Raw genomic sequence first — 5,048 nt, 5'->3', positions numbered from 1 at the left:
CGCCGCCGGGCCGCTTTTCGGGCTTGCCGGGGCTTGTCCCGGGCGATAAAGCCAGCCTCGAAACCGCCTTGCGCGGCGGTTTTGCGGATATCGTGGTGAACGCGCGCGAGCGCAGGGGCTGTTTCGCCCAGGAAGGGTTTTTGATGTTTTCCAAACTTCTCGGCTTGATGTCAGCCGACATGGCGATCGATCTCGGTACGGCGAACACGCTGGTCTACGTGAAGGGCCGCGGTATCGTGCTGGCCGAACCCTCGGTGGTGGCGATCCAGGAGGTGAAGGGCCGCAAGCAGGTGCTCGCCGTGGGCGAGGACGCCAAGCTCATGCTCGGCCGCACCCCGGGCAATATCCAGGCCATCCGCCCGCTGCGCGACGGCGTGATCGCCGATTTCGAGGTGGCGGAGGAGATGATCAAGCATTTCATCCGCAAGGTGCATAAGGGCAGCCGCATCGCCTCGCCGCTGATTATCATCTGCGTGCCCTCGGGCTCCACCGCCGTCGAGCGCCGCGCCATTCAGGAGAGCGCCGAGAGCGCCGGCGCCCGCCAGGTGCTGCTGATCGAGGAGCCGATGGCCGCCGCGATCGGCGCCAACCTGCCCGTTACCGAGCCGTCCGGCTCGATGATTGTGGATATTGGCGGCGGTACCACCGAGGTGGCGGTGATCTCGCTGGGCGGCATCGTCTATGCCCGCTCAGTGCGCGTCGGCGGCGACAAGATGGACGAGGCGATCATTTCCTACATCCGCCGCGCCTTCAACCTGCTCATCGGCGAAAGCTCGGCCGAGCGCATCAAGATGGATATCGGCGCCGCCTGGATGGACAGCGCCGATGACGGCCCGACCCGCCATGTGAAGGGCCGCGACCTGATCAACGGCGTGCCGCGCGAGGTGGTGGTGAGCCAGCGGCAGATCGCCGAGAGCCTGGCCGAGCCGGTCGGGCAGATCGTCGAGGCGATCAAGGTGGCGCTGGAAAACTGCCCGCCTGAACTGGCCGCTGACATCGTGGACAAGGGCATCATGCTCTCGGGCGGCGGCGCGCTGCTGCACCGGCTGGACGAAGTGCTGCGCGTGGCCACCGGCCTGCCGGTGATGGTGGCCGAGAACCCGCTGCAATGCGTGGCGCTGGGCACGGGCCGGGCGCTGGAGGAGCGGCAGCTCCGCTCAGTCACCTCCTCGATGTATTAAGGCCGGTTTGCCGGTGCGGGCATGGCGCGCTAATTTGGCGCCATGCCGCTTTCTTTTGTCAAAATGCAGGGTGCCGGGAACGATTTCGTCGTGCTGGACGCCCGCGCCGGGGCTCTGAACCTCTCGCCCGCCGCCATCCGCCACATCGCCGACCGCCGCCGCGGCGTGGGCTGTGACCAGCTCATCATCATCGAGCCCGACGGCGCCGGGGCGGATGCCTTCATGCGCATCCTCAATGCCGATGGCTCCGAGAGCGGCGCCTGCGGCAACGCCACGCGCTGCGTGGCCGCGCTGCTGGCCGAGGAGAGCGGCGCCCGCGAGGTGAGCATCCGCACCATCTCCGGCCTGTTGCACGCCGAAATCTTGGGGCCGGGGCTGGTCGAGGTGGATATGGGCACGCCGCTGCTGGAATGGGGCGACATCCCGCTCTCCGGCCCGGCGGACACGCTGCATCTGCCGCTGGCCCTCGGCCCGGCCACCGACCCGGCCGGCTGCTCGATGGGCAACCCGCACGCCACCTTTTTTATCGACGATTTCACGCATCTGCCGATCGAGTTGATCGGGCCGAAGCTGGAGACGCACCGGCTGTTTCCCGAGCGCGCCAATATCGGCTTCGCCCATGTCGAAAATCGCGGCCGCATCCGCCTGCGGGTGTGGGAGCGCGGGGCCGGGCTGACGCTGGCCTGCGGCTCGGGCGCCTGCGCGGCGCTGGTGAACGCGCACCGGCGCGGCCTCACCGGGCGGCAGGCGGTGGTGGCCATGGATGGCGGTGAGCTGCTGATCACCTGGGCCGAAAACGGGCATGTGCTGATGCGCGGCCCCGCTGAAACCGCCTTCACCGGCGAATTACCGGATCTCGCGTAACATGGCCGTCTCCGCTTTTTTCTCCCGGCTCAAATCCGGGTTGTCGCGCAGCGCGGCCAAGCTCACCGGCAACATCGCCGCCGTGTTCACCAAGCGCAAGCTGGATGACGAGGCGCTGGAGGAGCTGGAGGAGCAGCTCATCGCCGCTGATCTCGGCCCCGCCGTGGCCGCGCGCATCATCAAGAGCTTCCGCTCCACCCGCTTCGGCAAAGAGGTCACGGTCGAGGAAATCCGCGAGACGCTGGGCGCGGAGATCGGCAAGATCCTGGCTCCCGTCACCACGCCGCTGGAAATCGACCGCGCCCATAAGCCCTATGTCATCCTGATGACCGGGGTGAACGGCGCGGGCAAGACCACCACCATCGGCAAGCTCGCCGCGCGCTACCGGCAGGCGGGGCTCTCCTGCATGCTGGCGGCGGGTGACACCTTTCGCGCCGCGGCGGTGGAGCAGTTGCAGGTTTGGGGCGTCCGCGCGGGCGCCGAGGTGGTGACCGCCCCCGCCAATACCGACCCCGCCAGCCTCGCGCATGACGCGCTGAGCCGCGCGCAAAAGGCCGGGGTGGATGTGCTGCTGATCGACACCGCCGGGCGGCTGCACAACAAGACGGCGCTGATGGAGGAGCTGCGCAAGATCCTGCGCGTGATCCGCAAGCTCGACCCCACCGCCCCGCACGCCACGCTGCTCACGCTGGACGCCACCACCGGGCAGAACGCGGTGACGCAGGTGGGCATCTTCAAGGAGATGGTGGAGCTGAGCGGGCTGATCGTGACCAAGCTGGACGGCTCGGCGCGCGGCGGCATCGTGGTGGCGCTGGCGGAGAAATACGGCCTGCCGATCCACGCCGTCGGCACCGGCGAGCAGATCGACGATCTGCGCGAGTTCGACGCCGATGAGTTCGGCAAGGCGCTGGTCGGGGAGTGAGGGCGCGCGCTGCCGGAGAACAGGAAATCTCTTTTTTCAGAGATCAAACGAAGGTGCCGATGATGGAGTACGCATTCGTTGAAACGGTCTACAAGAAGATAAAGAGAGATCTTCTCGCGGAAATTTACCGATACGCAACAAAAGGCGGCGGTTCGCTGTTTTGCCGGGGCGGCGATTTGATATCAGCCGCCCCGCTCACCACCGGGGTGCATGAGCCGCCCCTCGCCGCGCTCATCGATTATTACGCGCAAAATGGTTTCAATGACTGCCTGATCGATATCGGCGCCAATATCGGGCTGACCTCCTGCCAAAGCGGCCACCGATTCAGGGAGGTTCACATGTATGAGCCGAACCCGCTCTGCTGCCTGGTGCTTGAGGCCAATGCGCGCATGGCGCTCGATCAAGGAAGATTCACCATCCACAAGATCGGCCTGGGCGGAAGCGACAAGGACGTGACCCTGACCGTTCCCAGGCATAACTGGGGCGGCGCATTTGTGCGGGATGAAGAAAATTCCTACGATGAAAGCCAGTTGGCCAATAAGGATGGGTTGCGCCGGATCGAGGCGAATAATTATTTTTACGTGGACATCTCGATCAAGAACACGGCGCATGAGCTGGGCGGCCTGTTCAATCGGCTTGCCGAGAAATCCTTGAAGAATGTGGTCATTAAGATCGATATCTAGGGCTATGAAACGAGTGTTTTGGCCGGAATCGCCCAGGCCCTGCCGGAAGACATGAGGCTGCGGATCATCTTCGAATCATGGGCCCCGGCGCTGAAAATTCAGCCCATTCTGGCGCTCTTCGGCGACCGGGCCAAAGCCTTCAAACTGGAGGAGATCAATTACAACAGAAGATTGCCCGCGCCGTTCAAGCAGCTTTCGCTGATCGGGAAAACAAACATCATCACCAAGCTGGTGCCGGTTGTGGAGGGTGACCGTGCCCGGGATATCGTCCTGGAAATCGGCTGACCGGAGCCTATCCCGCCTCCCTTGCCAGCATCGCCCGCATCAGCATCTCGAACTCCACCACGCTCAGCGTCTCCGCCCGCCGTTGCGGGTCGATCCCCGCCGCCGCCAGCAATTCCGTCCCGCCCAGGCTTTTCAGCGCCCCGCGCAGCATCTTGCGCCGCTGGCCGAAGGCCGCCGCGGTCAGCCGCTCCATCGCCTTCAATTCCCGGCGCGCGGGCTGCGCCGGCTTGGGCACCAGCCGCACCAGGGCCGACTCCACCTTGGGCGGCGGCGCGAAGGCCCCGGCCGGGATGCGCATCTGCATCGCCACGTCGCAGAGCCACTGGCTGAGCACCGAAATCCGCCCATAAGCGCTGGTATCGGGCGCGGCGCAGATGCGCTCGGCCACTTCGAGCTGGAACATCAGGGTCATGGAGCGGTATTCCGCCGCCTGCTGCAGCCAGCGCACCAGCAGCGGCGTGCCTATATTATAAGGTAGGTTGGCGACGATGGCGCGCGGCGCCGGCACCAGCGCCGGAATGTCGGCGCGCATCGCATCGGCCTGGATGACCGTGAGGCGCGGAGTGAGGGCCGCCAGCGCCGAGATCGCCGCCACCGCGCGCGGGTCGAACTCGATGGCGGTGACATGCGCCGCCCCGGTTTCCAGCAGCGCGCGGGTCAGCCCGCCTGGCCCGGGGCCGATCTCGACCACATTCAGCCCCGCCAGCTCGCCCGCCGCGGCGGCGATGCGCCCGAGCAGCCCTGGCTCCAGCAAAAAATGCTGGCCGAGGGATTTGTCGGCGCGGAGGTCGAATTGCGCGATAATCTCGCGCAACGGCGGTGGCGGGGCAGAAAAAACCGGCATGGCGCTTGTTAGCCCATGGCGCGGCGTGGCAACAGTGAGGCGTGAGCGAACGTCTGGCCTCCTCGACACTGTTGCAGGCGCCCAAGCTGCTGCGCGCGCTGGTGCGGGCGGATGAGGTGTGGCTCGCGCTGCTGGCCACGGTGGTCGGCATCTGCGCCGGGTTCGGTGTGGTGCTGATCAACGCCCTCACCCTGCTCATGCACACGCTGCTGTTTCATCTCTCGGCGGGGCAGGGGCTCTCGGAGTCCGAGAGCCTCGACCCCGTTCGC

The 5,048-nt window shown here is 66.2% G+C and carries 6 protein-coding genes and 1 pseudogene; 6 read left to right on the top strand and 1 reads right to left on the bottom strand.

Annotation, left to right across the window (positions count from 1 at the left end; genetic code table 11):
• Positions 1-143 precede the first annotated feature (143 nt).
• From LI953_RS15070 to LI953_RS15050, 5 genes are all read left to right on the top strand, one after another.
• The gene (locus LI953_RS15070; RefSeq protein ID WP_227076911.1) at positions 144-1,181 is read left to right on the top strand and encodes a rod shape-determining protein; all 1,038 of its coding nucleotides are present in this window, start codon (positions 144-146) and stop codon (positions 1,179-1,181) included.
• A gap of 42 nt (positions 1,182-1,223) precedes the next feature.
• Positions 1,224-2,045, top strand: coding sequence for a diaminopimelate epimerase (dapF, locus tag LI953_RS15065; RefSeq protein WP_227076910.1), 822 nt, complete (start codon positions 1,224-1,226; stop codon positions 2,043-2,045).
• A gap of 1 nt (position 2,046) precedes the next feature.
• Positions 2,047-2,967, top strand: coding sequence for a signal recognition particle-docking protein FtsY (gene ftsY / locus LI953_RS15060; protein ID WP_227076909.1), 921 nt, complete (start codon positions 2,047-2,049; stop codon positions 2,965-2,967).
• Positions 2,968-3,029: 62 nt separating this feature from the next.
• Positions 3,030-3,650, top strand: coding sequence for a hypothetical protein (locus LI953_RS15055; protein ID WP_227076908.1), 621 nt, complete (start codon positions 3,030-3,032; stop codon positions 3,648-3,650).
• An 18-nt stretch (positions 3,651-3,668) separates the two neighbouring features.
• Entirely contained in the window at positions 3,669-3,935 is a 267-nt protein-coding gene (locus tag LI953_RS15050; protein ID WP_227076907.1) for a hypothetical protein, read from the top strand.
• 7 nt (positions 3,936-3,942) lie between these two features.
• On the opposite strand, the gene rsmA is transcribed toward LI953_RS15050, so the two are convergent.
• Positions 3,943-4,779: a 16S rRNA (adenine(1518)-N(6)/adenine(1519)-N(6))-dimethyltransferase RsmA gene (gene rsmA / locus LI953_RS15045; RefSeq protein WP_227076906.1), complete on the bottom strand. Its 837-nt coding sequence runs from the start codon at positions 4,777-4,779 to the stop codon at positions 3,943-3,945.
• A 41-nt stretch (positions 4,780-4,820) separates the two neighbouring features.
• On the opposite strand from rsmA, the pseudogene LI953_RS15040 reads away from it, so the two are divergent.
• Positions 4,821-5,048: pseudogene (locus LI953_RS15040) on the top strand (chloride channel protein); the annotation flags it as partial.

It is taken from the genome of Acidocella sp. KAb 2-4 (assembly GCF_020567705.1).
GTDB lineage: Bacteria > Pseudomonadota > Alphaproteobacteria > Acetobacterales > Acetobacteraceae > Acidocella.
Note: the sequence above shows the minus strand (reverse complement) of the source record. Positions and strands in the feature narration are given on the sequence as shown.